Origin of the sequence: Sinobacterium norvegicum, from assembly GCF_923077115.1 — a bacterium.
GTDB lineage: Bacteria > Pseudomonadota > Gammaproteobacteria > Pseudomonadales > Sinobacteriaceae > Sinobacterium > Sinobacterium norvegicum.
Genome location: NZ_CAKLPX010000003.1, coordinates 352,251 through 374,917 on the forward strand (window position 1 = coordinate 352,251; position 22,667 = coordinate 374,917).

The following is a 22,667-nucleotide window of genomic DNA, read 5'->3' on the forward strand; positions in this document are numbered from 1 at the left end:
AGTACTTGCTGATGTGGGACATTACTGCTGAGATAGTCTCAACTTTAATTAACGCAGGGTATGACCATGGGTTTTAATGCGCAATCGACCACCGATGATGTGTTGGAGGGAATAGATTTAACCGGCAAGACCGCGGTAGTCACCGGGGCTTCTGGTGGTTTGGGGGCGGAGGCAGCACGCGCTTTGGCGAGTAAAAATGCCACGGTTGTCTTGGCTTCTCGCAACGCTGCTAAGACGACTGAAAAAGCGCAACAGCTAAAGCAGCTAACCGGCAATCAAAACATAGTGGCCGTGGCCTTGGACCTGGCTGACATTGACAGCGCCAGAGCTGCCAGCGCCGCCATTGCGGGCGATTACCCTGTGATTGATATATTGATTAATAATGCTGGTTTGATGGCCTGCCCCTATGAGCAGACCGCACAGGGTTTAGAGAGTCAGTTTGGCGTCAACCATGTGGGGCATTTTGTGTTCACCATGGGTTTGCTTGAGGCGTTGAAGCGCGCGGCCAGCGCCAGGGTGGTTGCTCTAAGCTCAGGTGGCCATAAATACAGTGGTGTCGACCTTGCCGACCCGAACTTTGCCGAAACGGAGTACAATAAATGGCAGGCTTATGGTGCTGCCAAGACGGCTAATGCCTTATTCGCTGTCGAATTTAACCGGCGGTATAGCGACTTCGGTGTAACGGCCAATGCAGTTCACCCCGGTATGATTATCACTGACTTGGGGCGTCATCTTACCCCTGAAGATATTACCTTTATTATGGCTGGCGGTAAGCAGTCAGGGGCTGAAAAGAAGGGGGGAGAGGAACGCGCCCCCGCTGCGATGCGAAAATCAATCCCTGCCGGTGCTGCAACCTCGGTATGGGCGGCAACGTCGCCAAGCCTTGAAAATATCGGGGGTTTGTATCTGGAGGACTGCCAGATAGCTGAGCAGGTAGAGCCTGGTGTGCAATCGCATGGTTATTACCCCCATGCCGTAGACCGCCAAGCGGCGCGATCGTTGTGGCAATACACCGAAACGCTCGTCGCCAAGCTTTAGCCTAGCTTATACTCGCAGCAGGCCTCGATACGGTTGAGGCTTGATGTTTCATTCTATTCCTCTAAATATATCTACCTAAGTTTCTGCTTGAATTAAGAAAATTCAAAGAAAAACCCTTTTTATATTTCAAACATAGCGCATAACAGGCTATATTTAATCGATAAATTGGTAATGGAATCATAGCAATGAAGACACGTCTAATGCATAGCCTTCTGGCTGCCATCATGGTTTTTGGTCTAGCCGCCTGTTCTGGCGGTTCAAATGTTAAAAGTGATTTGTCGATTAAGGGGGCCCCCGACTGGGTGAATGAGGGGACTCAGGCGATCAGTAATGAGGATGGTCGGCTGATCTATGGTGTGGGGATGTCTTCAGTTGTTGGCGACACATCGCTGCAAAAAAATGTTGCTGATAATCGCGCGCGAGCAGAATTGGCCAGTATTTTATCGACAACTGTCGACAGCAGTTCTGGTGATTACACCACCGCCACCGGTGGCGTGGCGAATAATAGCGTCGAACAGCAGATAAAGACCCAGACACAGTTGGCGTTAAAGGGGGCGAAAATCATTGGTCGCTGGCGCAATGAAGAGAACGGAGACATTTACTCAATTGTCGAGCTAGACCTCGATAACCTAGAAGATGCTATCGAGAGAGCCAAGGGTTTGACGGATGAGGTTAAGCAGCAGGTGATAGAAAAAACCAATATGAATTTTGATCGTTTTGTGAAGGAGAATCCCTAGTGAATACCCTGTTTAAGTCTATTGTCACCATTGCCACAGTTGCGGTATTAGCGGCCTGTGGCACCTCTGTCAAACGTATGGATGCCGATGAAACTGTCGACTTGAGTGGTGCTTGGAATGACACTGACTCGCGCTTAGTGGCGGAGGAGATGATCAGCGATGTATTGTCCCGCCCCTGGATTTCAACCTATACCCAGCAAAATGGTAAGACACCGGCGGTGATTGTTGGCAGTATTAAGAATCTCAGTCACGAACATATTAATACCAACACATTTATTAACGACATGGAGCGCGAATTAATTAACTCCGGCCAGGTAGATTTTGTCGCCTCAAGTAATCAACGCGGTGAGATCCGAGACGAACGTGTTGATCAAGATTTAAATGCCACCGATGACAGCCGCAATGCTGCCGGTCAAGAGCGCGGTGCAGACTTTATGTTACAGGGGCAAATCAACACCATTATCGATGCCAATAGCAGCGACCAGGTAAGGTTCTACCAGGTTGACTTAACGTTGATTAGCATGGCTGATAACCGCAAGGTTTGGATTGGTCAGAAGAAACTTAAAAAATATGTATCAAATAGCAAGCTACGCTATTAATCACTGCTAATAAGGCTGACATGATGCGCAAATTAAGGCCCCGTATTGGGGCTTTTTTGTCTGTTTTTTTATTTTTTCAACTGGCGGGATGTTCATTCAAGCAACATGCGTTTAACAGTCTTGCTGAAGACTTGTCGCGGGGGCATGTTGAGCAGGTTCTGGTTGAGGTAGAAAAGAGCAGTTACCCCGACCGAGACTACGTACAGTACCAGTTAAATATCGGTTTGCTTCGGGCCTATAGCGGTGATTTCCCTGGGGCCATTGAAGAGTTGCAAAAAGCCAAACAGGTAATTGCAGCGCTACAGGCCAAGAGTGTCAGTGAGAATGTCGGTGCAGTCGCCGTCAATGAGACCCTTAGAAGCTATAGCAGTACACCGTCAGAGCGGATGATGTTGCAGCAGTTATTGATTATTGCCTATCTGTTAGAAGGTGATATTGGCGGCGCCCGGGTAGAGGTTTTGCAGGGGCAGGTGATTGAGCAAAGCCTGCCAATGAATAGCGGCCTGTCGGGCATGGTAGCCAGTAGCCATTATCTCGCCGGCCTGGTCTACCAGATCAATGGCGAACCTGACAATGCCATGATTAGTTACCGTCGCGCATTGCAGGTGATGAATAAGAGCGGAATTAAGCCGCCCAAGGCTTTATCTGACGGGCTGCTGCGTGCCAGCCTTCGCCTGGGGCTGGATGACGAACATCGCCAGTTAGTTGAGCAATTCGATTATCAATTAGCGCCGATCAGTCGAGAATCCGCTGAGTTAGTCGTGCTTTATTGGCAGGGGGTGGTCAGTCATAAGTCACAACACTTCATCACTGTTTACGTGCCCAGCTTGGAGCATAACGTATCCCTGGCGCTGCCGTATTATCCATCGCCACCGGCCAGCTCAAGACGATTGGCTTATAACCTTGATGGAAAACAATATAAGACCGAGATACTCGATAATATCGAGACCTTGGCAAGAGACGATTTAGCAGCCGATTCGGCGGCAATCTACGCTGCAGCCTTGGCGCGTATGGTGACCAAGCATCAGGCAATAAAAGAGGCGCAAAAGAATGATAGCAGTGGTTTTGCCGCTGCAATTTTGAACATCGCCTCGGTTGTTTCCGAGGTTGCTGACGTCAGAAGCTGGAACATGCTGCCTTCAGCGGTACAGGTGCAGCGGTTAGATATCGATGCCGGCGAGTATACGCTGGCTCAACCTAAGGAGGCTGGCGGTTTGCAGATTAATAAGGTTGAGCTCGCCGACCCCGATGATGTGCAGCACCCGACTATTGTCGAAACCCAAGAAGACACTATTCTAGTGGATAAGGGTCAAACCTTATTTATTTTCTATCCATCCCCAGCCGACCAAGTCTTTTCTATTGTGGAGCCCTTATGATGAGCATATATCGATTTTCGTTTCCTGTTTTACTGTCAGTTCTTATTGTCGCTTGTAGCAGTACTCCGGAGCAGCCTGAATGGCTGATGGGGAGCGATAGCAGTTACCCAGATAGTCGTTATTTAATCGCCTCAGGGGAAGGAAGTAGCCAATCGGTTGCGGACAACCGCGCCCTGGCAAACTTGTCGAAGATCTTCCAGGTATCGGTGTCTGATAGCAGCATGGATTTTTCTCAGTCGACGGTTAGTAGTCAGGTGGGAAATGGTGCTTCGCAGAGACAGGTTCAGAATGATCAGAAGGTATCACGCTTTGTCAATACTCAGGCGCAGCAGATGCTGCAGGGAGCCAAAATTGCAGAGCGTTGGCAGTCAGCGCAAGGTGGTCCGCTGTATAGCCTGGCAGTGCTAGAGAAGGGCCCCGCTATTCAGCGTTTTACCCAGTCAATCAACAGTGCTGATCGCGACACCTTGTCGGCGGTTAATTACGCTCAAAACGAAGCACCCTCAGCGGTTGCTGCCTTGGCAGCGTTAGAGCAGGCAAGACAAAAGCAAGTACAGCGGATGAATGATAATAATAACTTGCGGGTACTGACTGGCAGTGGTATTTCGACGGATTATGATGCCGATGAATTGACCGCTATTATTCGCCAGAGTTTGGCCAAAATGACGATGAGGAGCTCGGCGCAAGATGATGTGAATCTGGTCATGCTGCAATCAGCGATGGCTGATGTGGGTGTTAATCAGGCTGTCGATGGCAATTACAATATCGATATGCAGCTAGAGCAGGGTGCCTCGGAGAACCGTCAGGGTTGGTTGTGGCAGCGAGGTAATTTGGTGCTGAGTCTCAGCGATGGAAACACCAACGTTGCGACAAAGCGCTGGCCGTATAAAATCTCAGCACAGACAGAGGCGATGTTGGTACAGCGTCTTAATGAAAAACTGACCAATGATTTACCCGGCAATATATATCAGCTACTAACCCCGGTTAAATAACACCTTAACGAGCAAGGATGACTCAATCATGGGCCAATTTAGAGTGCTTTTATCGGTTTCACTAATCCTAGTATGGGTGGGTGTCTGTGGTTGCAGTGTCATTGGTGCTCGCGCCGACCACGAGATAAATAAGGATAAGCCCGGTGATAATGATTATACGTTGTCATCGCTGGGGGCTGAGGTCGATGCGGCTATAATCAGTTATCTGATAACGCCCAAGGGGGAGAAGAAAGTCATCGACAATGCTGCCTGTACAGCGCCTGGTAGTGAGCAGATTTGCACGGCTACAGAGGGCTGCTGGTGTCAACAAAGTGAATAATGATCGGCTAAATTGACATCGATAAACTATTTATGCGACTCTGAAATAGCTGCCTAAATGCAGCTACCCTTTATTGGTAGGTCTCAATAAAGACTATAATTATAACAGCTATTGATGTTTTGATAGCGAGGAGGCGTTATGAGTGTGAGTCGACACGATAATATCTTCAACCTTGAGCAAGCCTTTGATATGTTGTCCTTTAGGGTTGTTAATTGGGCCGCAGTGGCCACGGAAAAACAGTTCTTAATCACCTTGGGTAGCTATACCCCCCGCGGTACAACGACCGTTAATATTCACCGATTTTTTAACCGCCAAGGGTTGGAAGTCGCCTGTTTTAACCCGGCACAAACCAGTCTAATTGTCTATTTAACCCCTCGAAAAATTAGTCGCGCAGCCCGTGCGGCGATGGAAACCACCCATTTATACAGTAATCGTCAGCAGCTCCATTCGATTGAACACCTCGGTGACAACGTTGTGCGTATACATGGTTTCGGCTGTCGCACTTAAGCCATCAGCGACCTCTCTTCCTTAGAGGTCGCCTCATTCCCCGCTCTTTTTAGCTAAATTTTTTATTAAACTAAGCTTTACTGGTAATATGGCGGCCTGATTCCTTGGTCAGTCACTTTCTTTGGCTGACTTTGTTTTGTAAGCTTTTGTTTTAAATGTAATTACCAGCGAGTCTTATCATGACTAATAACGATGTTCTACGCCGCCTTCGCTACTGTTTTAACCTCGGTGACGATAAGATGATTGCGATTTTTGCACAGGCGGAGCTCGTTGTCAGTCGTGCGGAAGTTAGCCGATGGCTGAAAAAAGAAGAAGATGAAGATTATCAGAACTGCAGCGATGTAAAGCTGGCGACCTTTTTGAATGGCTTTATCAATCTCAAGCGAGGCAAGCGTGATGGCGACCAACCCCAGCCTGAAAGCCGCTTGAATAATAACATTATTCTTCGCAAGCTAAAGATTGCGCTTAACTTTACCGATGAAGATATTTTGGCGGCGCTGCAGTTGGCCGGTTTAAGCATGAGCAAACATGAACTCAGTGCTTTTTTCCGTAAACCGGGCCACAAGCATTACCGAGAGTGTAAGGATCAGGTGTTAAGGAACTTTATCAAGGGATTACAGCTGAAATACCGCCCTGAAGATCCGTCTAAAAAGCGCGTGCCAGCGGTCGAACCTGTCGGTCAGCCTGCGCCGGCGAAGAAATTTAACCCCTGGGATACGGCAAAAAAGGACTAACGGTTACTCCAGCGCTGGGTGTTTATTGGCAGGCGAGCTTTATCTGAATAAAAACACTGAGTTATCGACAGCTGACAACTTATGTCCGATAATCAAGTAGTGTGTTTTTAAGGGGTGGAGATGTTAGAGATTGAGCGTAAATACCGGGTCCATAACAGCGATTATAAGGCGTTGGCCACGGTCACCTATCGTATCGTACAAGGCTATTTAAACTCGCACCCTGAGCGCACGGTTAGGGTTAGAATAAAAGCCGACCGGGCCTTTATCACGGTCAAGGGGAAAAGCTCGGAATCGGGGCTATCTCGCTTTGAGTGGGAGCGTGAGATAGCACTGGCAGAAGCGGAGCAATTGCTGCCCCTTTGCGAACCCGGTAGTATTGAAAAAATACGCTATATAGTGCCTTTCCTCGATCAGGAGTTTGAGGTTGATGAGTTTCTTGCGGATAACAAGGGATTGGTGGTTGCAGAACTGGAATTAAAAAGCGAGCAGCAGCAGGTTGAACTGCCAGCCTGGGTGGCCAAGGAAGTGACAGGGGATGTTCGATATTATAATTCGAGTTTGATGAAACAGCCCTACAAGCAATGGTTGGACCAATAAAAAGAGTAATACATGACACTGTTTAATCTGCCTGTTGCTTTATCATGACTGCGGCGCAATGGCGGGAGGGAATCAATAGTTTATTTGGTGGCTACCTTTCAGCCAAGGCCAAGTTTGCTATCAAGGTCTCGCTCAGTTTGACTCTCGCCTATATTATCCCCATGGCCTTCGGCTGGAGTCAGCCATCGACGGCGGCAATTACAGTGATGCTTATCGTCGCCACCGGCGGTATGCGCGAGTCGCTGATGAAGGGCACCTACCGGGTCATCGGCACCATCATCGGTATGATTGTCGGTGTTGGTCTCATTGTTTTACTGTCCTCCCATACTGGAATTTATTTTTTCTCTGTGTCTGTGGTTATTGCCACGATTTTTTATATTTACCGATGTTGCCAGGGAGATAACACTGTTTTTATGCTGACCGGTGTGATGGTGATGATGAGTTACAACGGTGGTGATTTCGACGGCTCGTTGCTTTACGGTATCGAACGGGCATTTATGACAATTTTTGGAATTGTCATCTACACCTTAGTTGGGAGTTTTATCTGGCCGGCAAAGGCGACGGTAGATATACGTCAAACAGTCACCGAATTGAGTGCCGACTATTGCCAATTGTTTTCCACGCTTCGCCAGCCAGCGTTAGCAGAGCAAGCGAAGCAGGAGCTGGCTGCTGTCGTGATCAAGACGGAGTCACTGCAACAACAGTATATCGTCATGCAAAGCGATGCCGGTGAAAGTGGCGCCTATCGCAAGCACTGGCAGATGATTGTGCAGCACTATCACGACCTTTCGGCTCGCTTGACCAACGCTATGCAGTTAAGTCATCAGCAACAAACAAACATCGACGAGTATGTCGGTGGGTATCAAGGCCTGCTTGATATGATGGCGTCTCAGCTGTCGGCTATCAATGCGAGTTGGCAGGGTGGTGAGCAACATATTACAGCAGCTATTACTCTACAGGGCGATGAACAGCGGTTACAGTCGTTAGGTCATTTAGACGCTGCGCAGCTTATTGGTCGTGGTGATTGGATGCAGAGTTTTAGTCAGCTGTTACTCTCGCTGAATCAAGTCGTGGTAGCGCTCAATACTGACAGTGATGACTTTGAATATCGGCCAAACTCAAAGCCCGCATCCTTTATATGGCTGGATAGAGAGAGCTTCAAGCTGGGGGCAATGGCTTTTATCACCTTTTGGTTCGCCCATGCATTATGGTTTTTCTATAATCCGCCGGGCGGCTATAGCTTTGTCACCTTTGCGACTATGTTTGTCCCATTAGTAGGTTTTACACCGGTTAAACCCAAACTCTTGTACATATTATTTACCTTCGCTTTTCTCTTTGCCGGCTTTGCCTATGTGTTTATCCTGCCCAATCTCAGTCATTGGATTGAGTTGTTTATCTTTATTTTTATCTATGCCTTTGCCGGTTTTTATTTGTTGCAGGGTCCGGTGGCTATCTTCTTCCTACTGGGTTTATTTGTGTTGGGTATTGATAATCAGATGCAGTACAACTTTGCGGTGATATTGACGGTAATGCTAATGTTCTATTTGGCAATTACCGTTCTGCTGATTACTGTTTATTTTCCCTTTAACAGTAAGCCCGAGTATTTATACCGTAATATGCGGCGCCGATTTTTTAGCGCCGTCACTACCGTTCTTGCTTATCAAGGGCAATCGCTTAGCTTTGTTCAGCGACAGCACCTGGGCTATGCCGCGTTTGCCTGTGTTCGTTTATGCGGCCAAATGAAAAGCTGGGGAGGGCTGATTGATTATGGTTATTTCAGCGGCATAGATAAGGCGGGTATCGATCAACTAAATGAAAGTGTTTCAGTGTTGTCGGGACGTATTCAGCTACTGATGGAACGACGTCAAAGCTTTAATAAGAATCCGTTGATCGAGCTTGTTCGCCAGGCTCAAAAAGAAGGTTTTTTAGTGGACTTTAGTACTCAACTGATGACGTCGGAAGGCTCTGCTATCGTTGCAGACAGCAATCAAATTTGGCAAAACTACGAACAAAAAATAACGTTATTATTGGCATCGATTGACATGTCGCAGTACAGTAAGCAACAGATAGCAGAGTTTTATCTGGGTATTAATCTGTATAAAAACATAATGGGCTCGCTCATTCAGTGTGATCAGCGAATGGCTGATATTGATTGGTCAGCATTAAAACAGAGTAGGTTTTAGGTCATAATGAAGGTCAAGCCATTTCACCCTTATATTTCTCGTACTGCCATCGTGCTTTTGCTGGCGACAGTTTCAGGCTGCACATTGTTAGGGCCTGATTTTATCGAACAACAACCAGCACAGTTGCCGAGTAGCTGGCAACAGGCTGATAGCGAACAGAGTTATCAGCAGACTCGCTTATGGTGGACCCAATTTAATGACCCGATGCTCAATCAGTTGGTTGATTTGGCTCATCAGCAAAATTTAAGCCTGGAATCGGCAGGGCTAAAAATTGTACAAGCTCGAGCGGCACTGGGGTTCTCTGATGGCTTGCAGTACCCTCAGAGCCAATCAGTATCAGGTGCCGGCGTGCTGGGCTATCAAAATGAAGCAGACTATACCAGTGTCAATCTAGGCTTCGATATGGGCTGGGAAATGGATATTTGGGGCAAGTATGCCCGTGGTATTGAGTCATCTGAGGCAAACCTCTATGCCAGTATGGCCTCCTATGACCAAGTGATGATTTCAATAACAGCTGAGGTTGTGCGCAATTACATCAATTACCGAACCTTCCAGGAACGCGTTTTTTTATCTCAGCAGAACATTAAAATCCAGCAGCGGGTCACTGAAATTACTCAGATACAATTCGAGTCTGGGGATGTATCTGAACTCGATGTGCAGCAATCAAAAACCCAGTTATATGCCACCTTGTCGGTGTTGCCAAGTTTAGAAATATCGCAAATTAAAGCAAGAAACGCCCTGGCGGCTTTATTAGGTATGTTGCCTGAGCAAGTGGAAGAATTGCTGCAAAACAGTGAGCAAAAACTCACACTCGATCAGCACGAAAAACGGATAGCGGCGACTACCGAGTCGAATATACGCGCTGTGGATAATTATGATTCGTTCTCAATTATCCCCTCTATCCCAATCATGAGCACAGAGATAAATGCTGGTTTATTAGCGCGTCGCCCCGATATACAAATTGCTCAGATGCAGGCCAAGGCGCAGAGCGCCAGAATTGGTGTTGCAGAAGCAGCGCTTTACCCTAGTTTTACTCTGTTTGGCAGCATTGGTGTTGGTCAAACGGTTGCCGATGGTGGCAGTTATAGTCTATCAGACTCGGTGTATGCCAATGTAGGTCCCGCCTTTAGCTGGAATATATTTCAATATGGTCGGCTTAAAAACCAGGTTCGAGTTGAGGATGCTTTATTTCAAGCCAGCCTGACAAATTATAATCAAACGGTCATCGATGCGATTGTGGAAGTAGATAATGCGGTGGAGGCATATCAGCGTTTTAACCAGCAATCAGAGTACAGTAAGGCATCGGTAGAGGCCTCGGTACGGGCGTTTAATATCTCGATGCGTCAATATGAAAATGGCTTGGTTACCTATCAGCGGTTGTTGAGTACGGTTGAGAAAATGACCCGTAACGAAGATAACTATGCTCAGATCAAAGGGAATATTGCCGGCCAAGTAGTACAAATCTATAAGGCATTGGGCGGTGGTTGGGCGCTAGACAGCGGTCAGAGCTTATTGAATGACCAGATCATAGAGCAAATGACTGAGCGTACCGACTGGGGGGATATGCTATCGGAGCCGATTGTTAGAGAATCTTATGATAAAGAACTCAAACAGCGAGAGTCTGATCGTGAGGGTGATACGCAGAGTGTAAGCGATGAATAATATCCCCCACGAACTGGCTATTAGTGATGTGTATTTTTCGCCGTTTATTGCCGTGGCGCTACTGGCGTTATTGTTGACTTGGTTGGTAACCATTATTTTTAATAAAACGGGTTTTAGCCTTTATATCAGCTACCCATCGATGACTTTTGTCAGTATCTTTGCGAGCTTTGTCTTGATACTCGACGCATTTGTTATTCATATTTAAGGATGAGACGTGGATAAATCGAAAAAAATGGCATTGATAGCCGCCAACTTAGCTTTTGTTGTTGTTGTTGGCTTCTTTGTTTATCAGAAATTTGAAGTTTATATCAACAATCCTTGGACCCGAGATGGCCAAGTGAGAGCGCAGGTTATACAAGTGACTCCTCGTGTATCGGGTACCGTACTCGATATTGCGGTGGTCGATAACCAGCATGTCAGGGCTGGTGATCTTTTGTTTAGTATTGATACCTCTACCTACGAGGTCAGTGTCGAGCAGGCCATAGCTAACCTAGAGCGTGAGAAGGTCAGCTCTAAGGGCGCCAAGGTTGAATATGATCGGCTAAAGGATATTGCAGCCAAGGACTCAGGGGCGGTGTCGGATAAGGATTTAATTCGCCGAGAAGTGAACTACCAGCAGTCGCTCAGTCGGATCACCGTGGCCGAGCAAAATTTGGTTGCTGCCAAGCTGCAAGTGGAATATACCAATGTCTATGCTTCTGTCGATGGCTATGTATCGAATATCAACTTTCAAATCGGCTCCCAGGCGGTGGCAAACCAACCTATCTTAGCGCTGGTTGATGAGAACAGCTTTTGGGTGTTTGGCTATTTTCAAGAGAGTCAGCTAGAGGCGATAGCTATCGATAATAAGGCTGTTGTCACATTGATGGGTTACCCTGACAGCCCCATTGAGGGGCGTGTTGAGTCGATGGGCTGGGGTATTGCCCCCTCGGATGGTACGGTTGGCTATAATTTATTGCCCAGTATTAAGCCTGTTTTTCAATGGATAAGATTAGCTCAGCGCATGCCAGTGAGAATAGAGTTGGACAGCGTACCAGCAAGCGTTGATTTACGCTTTGGCATGAGTGCCTCGGTGTTAATCTTGGCGAAAGAGGAATAACCGTGGGGCTCCCTGACAAAAAGCACAACTTTACTTACCTGACTATTGCGTTGGTTCTGACGCTGCTGGTGTCAGCAATGTTTCCCTATGTCGAGAATGATGTAACGCTGGGGGCGTATGGGCTGAAATTAATGTTGCTGGCGACCTTTGGGGTGACCTTGGTAAGCCTGCGTTTTGGGCAGTATTGGCGGCCGTTTATTGCCGTCTTAATTGTGGTCTATATTATTTTGGCCATATTACAGTTTGTTTTTCTTATTGAGGAAAACGACTACCTTTTCTTGATTCTATTGCTTGTTTTCTTTGTTGGTACAGCCTATGGCATTGCTAAAAAGGTGTTGTTTAGTGGCCATGTTGACCTTAATGAGGTGATAGGTTCTATTGCCATTTTTCTGTTGATAGGTTTGATTTGGGCTGTCTTGTATTTAATGATTATCGAACTCTCGCCAACGGCCTTCAATGGCTTAGAACAAAGCAATTGGGTGGGGAACTTTTCAGAGGCGGCATATTTTAGCTTTGTGACACTGACCACGCTTGGCTATGGTGATATTAGTCCAGACCACGCCTTTGCCAGAGTAGTGGTCTACTTGGAGTCAATAGTCGGTGTCTTTTATATGGCGGTAGTGGTGGCGAGTTTAATTAATGCGAATCAAAAAGAAATAAAGGATTAATAACATTATGAATAATGAATTGCGTCCGACAGACCCCGATAAGCAGTTTGTCAGTAATATGGTGGAATCTGCGTTAAAAGTAGGCGGCATCTTCCTATTGTTATCGTGGTCTTATAGCTTGGTCCAACCCTTTGTTGTGCCGATTGTTTGGGGGGCGATTATCGCTGTTGCAGCAATGCCTTTAGTTCGCTGGTTGGAAAAATATACCAAGAGGCGTGGATTGGCAGCAACGCTGTTTGTTTTGGTGGCCATCACAGCCATTGTAATGCCTGTGGGTTCATTATTACTGTCATTAACCGATCCGTTTAAGGCGGCCATGGACACCGTACAGTCGGGTAATTTCACGATACCAGGGCCGTCGGAAAGAATTGCTGAAATTCCTCTTGTAGGGGAGCCAATCAGTCAATTCTGGACGCTGGCGTCGACTAATTTGGAGGCGGCAATGTTGAAGATTAAACCGCAAATTATTGCGGCGGCAACCACCTTTGTCAGCTTGGTAACCGGCGGCCTTGGCAGTGTTGCATTATCTATTTTCTCGCTGGCTGTAGCTGGCGGCTTTATGGCTCATGGAGAGTCGATGGATAGAGGTTGCAAAAGCGTCCTGACCCGTCTGCTCGGTGAGAGCGGTGAAGAAATGGTTGAGCTAGGAGCGGCGACTATCCGCAGTGTGTTGTTAGGCGTTGTCGGGGTCGCACTGATTCAGACTATTCTTATCGGCATTGGCTTGTTTGTGGCTTCCATCCCGTTAGCCGGTTTGTGGTGCATTGTTATCCTGGTGTTTGGTATTGCTCAGCTGCCAGCTACCCTGGTCACGTTGCCGATTATCATTTATGCCTTTTCTGCAATGGAGAGCACTCCAGCGATGATCTTCTCTATTTGGACAGTGATAGCTGGGTTGAGTGATAACGCGTTAAAACCATTATTAATGGGTCGAGGGCTGGAAATACCTATGCTGGTTATACTCATTGGTGCCATTGGCGGCATGTTGGCGATAGGCTTGGTTGGTTTGTTTATCGGTGCTGTCGTTCTGGCGGTATGGTACAAGCTATTCCAGGCGTGGATGGCTCAGGATGTCGCTTAAGGGTTAACATATCCCTGGCGGTTGCGTTGATGTAACCGCCTGGGTCGAGACTGAGGTTATCGTGAATGATGAAGCAATTTGCCGTGATAGGTATGGGGCGATTTGGTATTGCGCTGTGTGAGGAGTTGACAGCAAATGGAGCCGATGTATTGGCTATCGATGTCGATGAAGACCGGCTAAAACCTGTGATAAACCTGGCTTCAGACGTTGTGTTATCAGACTGCGCCGATGAAAATACGGTGAAGGAGCTGGAGCTGGAGCGCTACGATGTTGTTTTCGTCGCCATCGGTGATGATATCAACGCCAGTATTTTGACGACGTTAGTGCTAAAAGAAGCCGGCGTTAAAGTTGTTTGGGTAAAGGCAAAAAACCGCTTTCATCGACGTATATTAGAGAAAATTGGCGCCGACAAAATCATCAGCCCTGAAAGAGATATGGGGGTTAGAACGGCTCGTCAGATGATGGATAGTCGAGTGAACGAGTTTTTAGAACTTGATGCCGGTATGGCGCTAGCGGAGTTCTACGTAGGTGACATTAACCACGGTAAAACCATTGCAGACCTCAATTTAATGACGAATAAAGGCGTGCAGCTACTGGCTCATAAACGAGGAGAGTTAGTTGAGGCCTCTCCAACCGATGACACCGTGATGGCCACGGGTGACGAATTAATCATGATTGCGACTAAGGCTGTGCTCAATGAGCAGTTGAAGGCGCTGTAGTGATCAAGCGTATAGGCGGTAGAAGAACCTATGCATTGCAGCGTAAGAATAAGGCTCGTTTATCCGAGCCAATGATTATTATGCTGAGTTTTTTAGCTATTCTATTCCCGGCGGCTTTGGTGTTGATGCTGCCGGTGGGGTCTGTGACCGGATTATCGTTTGCTGACGCTTTGTTCACTGCTACTTCGGCGATTAGTGTGACGGGTCTCGGCGTTGTCGATACTGGCTCTCATTTCACGCTTTTTGGCCATATTATTTTATTGTTGCTGATTCAGATCGGCGGTCTCGGTCAGATGACGCTGTCTATTTTACTGCTTTATATGCTTAAGCTGAGGGTTAGCTTAAAACAACAGCGCTGCGTCAAGGACGAACTGGGACAGACAGAACCGATACATTTACGGCAATTGGTCAAAAAGATTGTTTTATTTGCTCTGGCCGCTGAGCTGATTGGCACCGCTTTATTTGCCATTCGCTGGGTGCCTGAATATGGTTGGTCACATGGGATTTTTGTCAGTTTTTTCCATGCAGTGTCAGCATTTAATAATGCAGGATTTTCCCTTTTCTCAACCAGTCTGACACAGTATGTCAGTGATGGACTGGTAGTTTTCACCACCTCCGCACTGTTTATTATTGGTGGCCTTGGCTTTGTTGTCATCATCGATATTGCGCGTGCACGTCGTTTTAGTAAGCTAAAATTACACTCTAAAATTATGCTTATCGGTACGGTTTTATTGCTCTTTTTTGGCACGGCCATGTTCTTTTTCTTAGAGCGTTCGAACCCCGATACAATGATGATGTTAAGTCATGGCGATCAGCTGATGGCTTCATTTTTTCAGTCTGCCAGCGCTCGTACAGCGGGTTTTAATACGATTGATATCGCGTCTCTGACCAATGGCTCGTTATTAATTATGATGATGTTAATGTTTATTGGCGCCGGAACGACGTCAACAGGTGGCGGTATAAAAGTGACGACTTTTATCGTGGTTCTGCTTGCGACCAAGGCGTTTCTTTTACGTCGTCGGCGAGTGGTCATCTTTAATAGAACAATACCGCAACAAGTTTTATGGCGGTCTATGGCGATATTGACGGTCAGTACGATGTTTTTATTCGCCGCCATCTTTTTACTGGAAGTCAGTGAGGACGCACCGTTTATTGTGGTGATGTTCGAGGTGGTTTCGGCATTTGCCACCACAGGTGTCAGTGCTGGCCTCAGTGCCGATCTGACAGATTTCGGCAAGTTTATCTTGGTTGTGGTAATGATTGTTGGGCGTTTAGGGCCTTTAACATTGGTCTTTTTGATGACCTCACCGCGGGAGACGAACTTGCGTTACCCCGAAGAAGAGGTGAATACCGGTTAAAAGCCTACTCATATGAGTAAGCTGTATTAACGGCAATGTTATCAAAGCTTTTCGATGGTAAAGGGGACGCCGTCGGCGGGCTTTGGCAGTGGAACCCAGTTCATCTTTGGGGCATAGCCCTCCGGTACGGTAAATTTATACTGCAGTAAAAACTTGTGTAAAAACGTCTTTGCCAGCATCGAGGCGAAATGTAGCCCTATGCACTTGTGTGCACCGCCACCAAAGGGGTGATAACAAAAACTATGATTCTTGTGCTCAAGTCTGTCGCTATCGAAGCGGCTGGGGTCAAATGCCTCTGGATTACTCCAGTGAACCGCTTCCCTGTGGTTAAAGGAACCGGGTAAAAACAGCATTGTCTCCGCTGGTATTCTATGACCATCGAGCTCAATTTCATTAATGGTTCTGCGTGTCATCAGGGGTACTGAGGGGTGCAGACGGAGGCATTCGTTAATGCATTGATCCATGAGCTTCAATTTTTCTAGGTCATCGTATTCCAAGTCATCCTTGCCAATACTGGCTGCCTCGGCCCTCAACTTATCCTGCCACTCTGGGTTAAGGCCGAGGTACATCATCATATGGGATAACACACTGGTCGTGGTGTCGTGAGCGGCAAACAACAAGAATGCAGCGTGCTCAATCAAATCCGAGTCTGTGTAATAACTGTCGTCATCGGTTTTCTCTTGGCACATGAAGCTCAGCATATCCTGGCCGTCACCCTCTCGTCGCTGGGGGATGATGTCGGCGAAGAATTGATGCAGGGCGTCTTTGCCCTTCATACCCTTATAAAATTTAGTGCCAGGTAGCTTTAAATGTACGATAGCACTCAGGCCCTCGTTGACATTGAGAAAGGCGTCGCTTAGTACATCGGCCTCTTCTTTGTAGTCTTCAACGCCGATAAAAATCTTGGCGCCTATCTCGAGTAATAATTCTTTAATCAACGGGAAAAAGACCAGTTGCTTACCTGTTGGCCAGTTTTTCAGCTGGTTGTCGAAGATGGGATTCATCATCGCGACATAGTTTTTCATCGCCGGCGTTTTGAAGGCGGTTTGCATCACTCGACGCTGAAATTTATGGTCATCAAAGTCTCGTAGCAATAAACCGCCACGATAAAACTTGCCGAGTTGCTGAACATAGCCCATTTCAGCTGAAAAGTTCTTGTCGCGGTCGAGGAAAATCTTTTGGAAATTATCGGCACCCAAGACCATCAAGCCTTTCTGAGGCCCTAATCGTAATCTTGATATGTTGCCGTACTCGGCCTTATGTTTGCGCGAGAGGCTTAATAAGTCGTCGATCAGAGCCAGAGCGCTACCGACAATAGGGTAGCCCCATGTGCCGGGGATATGATCGAGTTGATGGTTGTCTGGGCGGTCGCGATAATCTTCTGCTGGTTGGGCTGCGGCCATGATAAAGCTCTCCAAGTGTTATTATTTTTGTAGTAAGGAGTATGCTTACGACAATTTCTGTTAGCTAAGCGGCAATATAGCGGACTAATGAAATGACACCAAGCGGTAACATTGTAAAGAGTTTCGGCAGCAAAAAACGAGTTTTTAACCGTTTAATTGCCTAAATAACATACTATTAGGTTAAAAATTCGCAGGCTATTGGTGTGGCAGGCGGCAACGACGGGCGGGCGCGTCTTCAAGGTGACGCCGGGTTGAGTGTTGTGTATATCGACAACGGCTTAAAAACCGGCCTGGTGATTAGCCATCAGGGTGGCTTGCATACTATTCGTTGTACCCGTGGGATGTTGAGCGATGCTAATACTGGGGCTTTGGATAACTTTTGCGGCAATTGGACCTGCGTTATTTGAGCAGTAGGTTTTTTGCCCCCGCATACTCTCTTTTATAACGGTGACGCAATATTGAATAGTGCCGCCGACATATTGGTCTTTAAGGCGCAGTGTTTGAGTGAATCGGTTGGCCATCTTACGGCCGTTGAGCCGCCACTGTGAACCAATGATGCTGACAGCTTGATTGCTATCGGCACGGCCTACTATGGTATTACCGCTTCTGGTTTTTCCCTCAATATAGACTTTGATATTAAGGGGGTCCGCTGCTGCAGAGGTTGCGGTAAACGTGATGGTAGCAATGGCCAAAAAAAGAGTACAAAGCAGTGGGCACACAGTGTTGTTAATCGAAAGCATAGGCAACCTTTAATCGAACCAGACATATACTCAAAGGTTAGTCGGTTTACCGGCGACATCTATGCAAAATTGCTTTTAAAACAACAGTTATAAGAAACTATTACTCTATGTTGAGTTGACGATATATTTATTGGCAAACTGGATGTATTTTGACGCCTGCGACTTCATCGATGGTATTTGTAAGAGGTTTTTTGCCATCAAGGTATAGGCTTGGGCAATCAAGGGGCTGTTTTTATACTCTTGGTGAAAGCCATTGAGTTGAAAGACTGCGTCTTTAAAGGCGCCTTTATCGTAGAGTAATTGTGCGATTTCAATTCTAAGCTGGGGCTTATTTGGGCGGTATTCGGGAATGATTGCTTGAATTTGTGCCAGAGCACTGCCGACCTGATATTGTCTGCCGTGGTCGAGCAACAACTGGATATAGCTATCGCTAAACTGGCCGAGACGCTGTTTTTCTTCCAGGGCAATCAGTAGCCTGAAATACCCCTCTACCAACTCATAGTGTTGGGGGTTACTGCTGGTTGCCTTTTGAAAGCGGGTCAGGGCTTGTTGATATAACCCTTGTTTAACCAATACTTCTATTTCAGCAAGGGTGATGTTGGCAGGAAGACGTTTGGCGGTTTGTTTGAGCGGTTGTTCGGTGTAAAAGCCCAGCGCCTCTTGGTATTGAAAGACAACCAGTCCAAAGAGATGAAAAATAACAATAAGGTAATAGTTTGAAACCATGCTTTGCAGCAGCAGATTAATGACGGAGAAATCATTGCCAATCATATAATTGATTAGCTCCACGGAGCTGGACATGATCATGATGATTAATAACAGTAGGCCGTAGGGCAGGCCGATACTGGCAATGACTTGCAGCAGTTTTAGCGGGTTAATAGCCTCGCTGAGATCGTCATCGATTGCCAATACCATGGCGCAGGCTGGCAGTGCTAATAGTGCGAAAATGCCGACGGCCAGGGCCAGGCCAAAGCCGAGATAAATAGCGCTGTAATAGACCGCAAAAATAGCTACCAAAATGACGGCCAACAGTTTTATAAATAGAATATTGCCGCCATAAGCCCGGTTAATGTCAGGGGCCTGTTGCTTACCATGTGCGGTGGCTTCCAGGCATTCGAAACTGTATTTGGTAATAATAATCAGCGAGAAAATAGCCAATAAAGGCATAAAGTAGAGGCTGAGAGATAGCAGTGATGACAGTACAATTACAGCAATACTGTGTTGGTTCAGCGGGTAGCGAAAAGCGTTATTTAGCTGACGCCAAAAAGGTGGCATCTCTTCGCTGCCTAGCAATGAGTGCAGTGGTTGCTTGCAGATGAAGCAGCAGACGCTGTCGCTGCCAAGCTCGCTGCTTTCATGGCTACATTGTTGGCAGCTATCGATGTCACAGTGCGGGCAGGTAAACTGTGCTTTTGTCAGGGGGTGATATTTACAGTGGCTCATAGGCTTATATAGGAATCCGCAATGCTGTCGAAACGCTGTTGTTTATTGGGTTGCTGATTATTTTTATAATGGCGTGCAATATTGCGAGCCAGCTTACTCATCATCAGGTCTTTGCAACCGTTGCGCATTAATTCGGCGAGAATTTTTTCGGCGCTGTCGACGTGATGAATATCGCAAATCCGAATAGCAAAGGTGATTTTCTGATGGTCGTTAAGCGTGGGCTCTATGCGTGCCTGTTGTTCCAGCCATACCTGATATTGCTGCTTAGTTAAGCCGTTGTCGAAGGTTTTATAACAGACTATTTCACTGGCAATAGCGGTTAACATGTCACTGTTGTTTTCAATCTTTAATAGATTGTATTGCATTAACAGTAAGTCGATGGGGCGGTTGTATATCTCGAGCATTGGTGCCAGCAATCCACTGGCCTTTGAAAACTGAAAGTCTGCAATTTTTTGATAAACCGCATCGAGTTCAATCAGGTAGGGGTCGTTCTCAGTACTGTCATCGTGCGCTAGATAGTCATCATCTATTGCCTTGGGCTGATGCAGTAGCGTGTAGGCAATCAGTGCTCCCCCTGTGATAAAACCTCCGATATGAGCAGTAAAGGCGACGTTACTATTGTCGTTACTGAGGATGCCGTAGAGTTCGTTGGCAACATAGAATGGAAGAATCAATAGGGCTGGGGCACGAAAGTAGCCGACGAATATAAATGCCCAGTAAAAAAACTCAATTTTCTTTAGTCGGTACATGGCAACATAAATAGCCATGACGCCGGAAATGGCCCCAGAGGCACCAATCAGACTGGTATTGGAACTGGACGTTAAGCGTTCGACCAGAGCAAATAGTAAGCCGCCACCTATACCGCTGAGTAGGTAATAGGCAAGAAAACGGCCATGGCCTAAGGCTGCTTCAACAGCAAAACCACAAATGAGTAGAATCACCATGTTGCCAAGCAGGTGCATAAAATCGGCGTGAAGAAACTGCGAGCTTAATAATCTAACAATACTGATGTTCTGTGGTTTGAGACCAAATCGTTGGCTGCTCATGCTGTCGATACTGGCGACAATCAACGGTCGATTATATTGCCAGTCAGCAAGCTTCTCTGCGGCGAAGATAGTGTCCGCCTGGGGGGCAATGAACTGATAAAAACGACGATCATACACCATATCAACGATCAGCCGTTCATCGGCAACCTGTTGGTAGGGTTGCAATACCTTAAAATAGTCAGCGCGATGAAGTCGTAAATATTGTTCATAGGCATCTTTTTCTAAACTGTAGAAATCGTGTTCAATATAAAGGTCGATTGCCGTCGAGAATTTTTCACTATCGTTTTGTTGGTAGCCAAAGAATATGATGACATTTAGGATAAGAATGGTGATCAAAGCGACAGGCGGTCGTTGCCAGTCCAGCCTTTTTTCAGCGGGTAATATAAGCATCTCGGGATCCTCTCTGGTATTCAATACGCAGGCTGTACTACCAGAGTATAATTATTATATTTTTTGATTGTGCGTTGGCGCCAATGATAAATCAAGGCCTTTGTTGAGATGTTATAAGCTATTGTTTGCTTGGGCTTTTAGCCAATTTTCGCTGCAGTGTCCGGCGGTGCATACCCAGTACTCGGGCGGTGGCAGAGACATTGCCATCATTATCGGTTAGTACTCGTTGTATATGTTCCCACTCCATCCGTTTAACGGACGGGGTGGTGTTGAGAGTTTCGGACTCAATATTGGGGCTGTCATCTGTACACTGCCCAAAGGCGGCGATAATGTCATTGCTGCGAGCAGGCTTACATAAATAGTTATGCGCGCCGAGCTTGATTGCTTTAACAGCCGTGGCGATGGAGGAATAGCCGGTAAGTATCACTATTTGAGTATTTGGCGCCTTTGCTATGATGGCTTCAATCAGCTGCAAACCGGAGTCATCACCGAGTTTCATGTCGAGTAATAAGTGGTGATATTGCTTTTTATCCAGTTGCTGCAGACAGGACTGTGCACTGTGACAACAGTCGGCCTCAAAACCCTTGCGCTGAAGTGCACGTTGCATGGCAGTGGTAAATACCTGATCGTCGTCAACTAAAAGATAGTGCGTTGTCATCTTATTCTTCAGCCAGTGTAATAATTGTTCGGGTGCCGCCTTCAGGGCGGCTCCGCAACTGCACCTTACCGCCATATCGATTCAGTGTCGAATGGGAAAGATAGAGGCCGAGGCCGAGGCCGCTGTCACCTTTGCTGGTGATAAAAGCCTGCCCGGCTTGGGCGGCAATTTTTTGATCAATGCCGTCGCCATGATCGTCGATAGTAATGGTGACCGTTTTCTCAGCCGCCAGACAGTGCAGGCTGATATCGATTTTTTCAGGGCAGGCATCGGCCGCATTATTGAGCAAATTGATTATCGCTTGTTCCATGGTTGCCCCTATTTTTAAGGTGGCAATATAGTCGCTGGTTATCGTGAGTTTGAAGCTGGCCTCGGGGCGAATAATAATCCAATGGTTAAGTAGTTCGCGTAAATATTCGTCGATGCGTTTGCGCTTAAACTCTTCTTGGCGGTAGTGTTCGGCCTGATGTGTAAGCTTTTTTAATATTTGCTGACAGCGCTGAAGTTGGCCATCGATGGTGTGTAGGTCTTGTCGGCATTCTGTTGGCAAGTCAGGGTTGTCATGGACCTCGTCAATTAACAGCATCATGGTATTGAGTGGTGTACCCAGCTCGTGGGCAGTACCGGCGGCGAGGCTGGCAACAGCCATCACTTGCTGTTGTTGTAAATCTTCCTCGCGCAGTCGGTTTAGGTCATGTTCGCGTCGTCTGATTGCTGCAGCCATTTGGATGATAAAGGTGTTGATCAATAACGCACTCAACACAAAGGTCAGCCACATGCCGATAAGATGAAGGTTGATCAGGCTGTCATTGGTATTGCCGTGGTGACCGCTGTGCTGCTCGGGGGCGAGTATTTCCAGTGGCTGATAAAAGTTAAGCAGTAATGTATAGAGAGAGATTGAACTGGCAGTAATCACCCATGATTGCTTCTTATTCATCGTGGCGGCGGCAATAGAGATGGGGATCAAATAGTAGCTGACCAGTGGGTTGGTGGCGCCGCCACTGAGATAGAGTAGGGCGGAGAGGCTGGCTATATCGACAATAATATGACCAAAGTACTCTGCCTCACCAATAGGCCAGGATTGCTGTAGACGCCAGAATGTTGCTGCAGTGACGGCCATCATCGCCATGAGCAACCATTGAATGCCATAGTAGTTAATCGGCCACTGCTGACTATAGGCAATGGTGGTGATGATTAATAACAGGCTGATTAACAACGCCCTGATCATGCACAATCGTCGCAGGTTGATATGGAGAGGTTGTGTACTTCGGTTATTAGGCATATCTATTGGCTGCTGCGGGCTGACCGGCGGCATACC

Annotated in this window: 23 protein-coding genes; 17 read left to right on the forward strand and 6 right to left on the reverse strand. The window is 47.0% G+C overall.

Going from position 1 to position 22,667, the window contains the following annotated elements; genetic code table 11:
• Window positions 1-66: 66 nt before the first annotated feature.
• From L9P87_RS13600 to L9P87_RS13680, 17 genes are all read left to right on the forward strand, one after another.
• Window positions 67-1,038: an SDR family NAD(P)-dependent oxidoreductase gene (locus tag L9P87_RS13600; protein ID WP_237445289.1), complete on the forward strand. Its 972-nt coding sequence runs from the start codon at window positions 67-69 to the stop codon at window positions 1,036-1,038.
• A gap of 185 nt (window positions 1,039-1,223) precedes the next feature.
• Entirely contained in the window at window positions 1,224-1,775 is a 552-nt protein-coding gene (locus tag L9P87_RS13605; protein WP_237445290.1) for an LPP20 family lipoprotein, read from the forward strand.
• Window positions 1,775-2,374 (forward strand): penicillin-binding protein activator LpoB, encoded by a 600-nt coding sequence (locus L9P87_RS13610; protein WP_237445291.1) that lies wholly within the window; start codon window positions 1,775-1,777, stop codon window positions 2,372-2,374. Before L9P87_RS13605 ends, L9P87_RS13610 begins: the two co-directional genes overlap by 1 nt.
• A gap of 56 nt (window positions 2,375-2,430) precedes the next feature.
• Complete coding sequence (locus L9P87_RS13615; protein ID WP_237445292.1) at window positions 2,431-3,750, forward strand: COG3014 family protein; 1,320 nt, start codon at window positions 2,431-2,433, stop codon at window positions 3,748-3,750.
• A complete protein-coding gene (locus tag L9P87_RS13620; protein WP_237445293.1) occupies window positions 3,747-4,742 on the forward strand; it encodes an LPP20 family lipoprotein in 996 nt (331 codons plus the stop codon). The genes L9P87_RS13615 and L9P87_RS13620 overlap by 4 nt, the downstream gene beginning before the upstream one ends.
• 28 nt (window positions 4,743-4,770) lie before the next feature.
• On the forward strand, window positions 4,771-5,061 hold the full coding sequence (locus L9P87_RS13625) for a hypothetical protein (protein WP_237445294.1): 291 nt from the start codon (window positions 4,771-4,773) through the stop codon (window positions 5,059-5,061).
• Between the two features lie 138 nt (window positions 5,062-5,199).
• On the forward strand, window positions 5,200-5,568 hold the full coding sequence (locus L9P87_RS13630; RefSeq protein ID WP_237445295.1) for a hypothetical protein: 369 nt from the start codon (window positions 5,200-5,202) through the stop codon (window positions 5,566-5,568).
• A gap of 179 nt (window positions 5,569-5,747) precedes the next feature.
• Window positions 5,748-6,302, forward strand: a complete 555-nt coding sequence (locus L9P87_RS13635; protein ID WP_237445296.1) for a YehS family protein — start codon at window positions 5,748-5,750, stop codon at window positions 6,300-6,302.
• A 120-nt stretch (window positions 6,303-6,422) separates the two neighbouring features.
• Window positions 6,423-6,899, forward strand: a complete 477-nt coding sequence (locus L9P87_RS13640) for a CYTH domain-containing protein (protein ID WP_237445297.1) — start codon at window positions 6,423-6,425, stop codon at window positions 6,897-6,899.
• Window positions 6,900-6,943: 44 nt separating this feature from the next.
• Window positions 6,944-9,082 carry an FUSC family protein gene (locus L9P87_RS13645; RefSeq protein ID WP_237445298.1) on the forward strand — a complete coding sequence of 713 codons (2,139 nt, stop codon included), beginning with the start codon at window positions 6,944-6,946 and terminating at the stop codon, window positions 9,080-9,082.
• 6 nt (window positions 9,083-9,088) lie between these two features.
• Window positions 9,089-10,744: a TolC family protein gene (locus tag L9P87_RS13650; protein WP_237445299.1), complete on the forward strand. Its 1,656-nt coding sequence runs from the start codon at window positions 9,089-9,091 to the stop codon at window positions 10,742-10,744.
• On the forward strand, window positions 10,737-10,949 hold the full coding sequence (locus tag L9P87_RS13655; protein WP_237445300.1) for a DUF1656 domain-containing protein: 213 nt from the start codon (window positions 10,737-10,739) through the stop codon (window positions 10,947-10,949). The genes L9P87_RS13650 and L9P87_RS13655 overlap by 8 nt, the downstream gene beginning before the upstream one ends.
• Before the next feature lie 9 nt (window positions 10,950-10,958).
• Window positions 10,959-11,843, forward strand: a complete 885-nt coding sequence (locus L9P87_RS13660; RefSeq protein WP_237445301.1) for an HlyD family secretion protein — start codon at window positions 10,959-10,961, stop codon at window positions 11,841-11,843.
• A 2-nt stretch (window positions 11,844-11,845) separates the two neighbouring features.
• The gene (locus tag L9P87_RS13665) at window positions 11,846-12,511 is read left to right on the forward strand and encodes a potassium channel family protein (RefSeq protein WP_237445302.1); all 666 of its coding nucleotides are present in this window, start codon (window positions 11,846-11,848) and stop codon (window positions 12,509-12,511) included.
• 7 nt (window positions 12,512-12,518) lie between these two features.
• Window positions 12,519-13,592, forward strand: coding sequence for an AI-2E family transporter (locus tag L9P87_RS13670; protein WP_237445303.1), 1,074 nt, complete (start codon window positions 12,519-12,521; stop codon window positions 13,590-13,592).
• A gap of 65 nt (window positions 13,593-13,657) precedes the next feature.
• Window positions 13,658-14,311, forward strand: coding sequence for a potassium channel family protein (locus L9P87_RS13675; RefSeq protein WP_237445304.1), 654 nt, complete (start codon window positions 13,658-13,660; stop codon window positions 14,309-14,311).
• Entirely contained in the window at window positions 14,311-15,669 is a 1,359-nt protein-coding gene (locus tag L9P87_RS13680; RefSeq protein ID WP_237445305.1) for a TrkH family potassium uptake protein, read from the forward strand. The genes L9P87_RS13675 and L9P87_RS13680 overlap by 1 nt, the downstream gene beginning before the upstream one ends.
• 41 nt (window positions 15,670-15,710) lie before the next feature.
• Here the strand turns inward: L9P87_RS13680 and L9P87_RS13685 are convergent, their stop codons facing one another.
• The 6 genes from L9P87_RS13685 to L9P87_RS13710 form a co-directional block, all read right to left on the reverse strand.
• A complete protein-coding gene (locus L9P87_RS13685) occupies window positions 15,711-17,072 on the reverse strand; it encodes a cytochrome P450 (protein ID WP_237445306.1) in 1,362 nt (453 codons plus the stop codon).
• Between the two features lie 278 nt (window positions 17,073-17,350).
• Entirely contained in the window at window positions 17,351-17,812 is a 462-nt protein-coding gene (locus L9P87_RS13690) for a hypothetical protein (protein ID WP_237445307.1), read from the reverse strand.
• Window positions 17,813-17,917: 105 nt separating this feature from the next.
• On the reverse strand, window positions 17,918-19,255 hold the full coding sequence (locus tag L9P87_RS13695; protein WP_237445308.1) for a tetratricopeptide repeat protein: 1,338 nt from the start codon (window positions 19,253-19,255) through the stop codon (window positions 17,918-17,920).
• Entirely contained in the window at window positions 19,252-20,691 is a 1,440-nt protein-coding gene (locus L9P87_RS13700; protein WP_237445309.1) for a rhomboid family intramembrane serine protease, read from the reverse strand. Before L9P87_RS13700 ends, L9P87_RS13695 begins: the two co-directional genes overlap by 4 nt.
• 118 nt (window positions 20,692-20,809) lie before the next feature.
• Window positions 20,810-21,349: a response regulator transcription factor gene (locus tag L9P87_RS13705; RefSeq protein ID WP_237445310.1), complete on the reverse strand. Its 540-nt coding sequence runs from the start codon at window positions 21,347-21,349 to the stop codon at window positions 20,810-20,812.
• A 1-nt stretch (window position 21,350) separates the two neighbouring features.
• On the reverse strand, window positions 21,351-22,664 hold the full coding sequence (locus tag L9P87_RS13710) for a sensor histidine kinase (protein ID WP_494337141.1): 1,314 nt from the start codon (window positions 22,662-22,664) through the stop codon (window positions 21,351-21,353).
• Window positions 22,665-22,667 lie beyond the last annotated feature (3 nt).